The organism is Aeromicrobium sp. PFPM2_SD2, from assembly GCF_057364525.1.
Genome location: NZ_JBNFNZ010000769.1, coordinates 1 through 633, shown reverse-complemented (window position 1 = coordinate 633; position 633 = coordinate 1). Strand labels below are relative to the sequence as shown.

The window sequence follows — 633 nt, the reverse complement described above, 5'->3', positions numbered from 1 at the left end:
GATCGGCTGCGGCCCACCCGCTGCTCGAGCAGGGTCAGCACCGAGCGTCCCTCGCCGCACGACCGGTGCGGACGCAGGCCTCCACGTAGTCGGCGCCGTGGCGCAGCAGCGCGGGGTCGCGGAAGGCCAGGCCCTCGGCGTGCGCCCGGCGCAGCACCTCCAGCGCCGCGTCCCAGTCCTCGCCCAGGACGTGCGTGGTTCCCAGCAGCGACAGCAGCCGCGCGTGGACCGAGGGGGCCGAGTGCCGCTGGGCCTGGCTGAGCCCGACCTCGATGAGCTCGCGCGAGCGCTCGAGCTCGCCGTTGGACCAGGCGCACCAGGCGCCGATGTAGGCGGCCTCGCTCGGCCCGTGGAACGTCCAGGGCCGGTTCTCCTCCCAGCGTCGATGGCGGCCCGACCGCGCCGCAGGTGCCCGGCGCGGGTCTCGTTGAGCACCTGGCCGTAACGAGCGAGCTGGCTCCAGACGGCGTTGGCCGACTGGCGCCGGGTCAGCACGACGGTGAACAGCCGCCGGGCGAGCGTGTGCTGCTGGCGCAGGGTCGCCGCGCGGCCGGCCAGCACGAGGTGCGCGGTCGGCATGGTGCGCGGGTCCTGCTCCGGCGGGACGTGCGCCGGGTCGGGGTCCTTGCCCTC

The 633-nt window shown here is 76.0% G+C and carries 1 protein-coding gene; it reads right to left on the bottom strand.

Translation table 11 applies throughout. From position 1 onward, the window contains the following. Positions 1-34: 34 nt before the first annotated feature. The coding region (locus tag AC2W7G_RS17995) for a hypothetical protein (RefSeq protein ID WP_485869634.1) at positions 35-633 on the bottom strand (599 nt) is incomplete at its 5' end.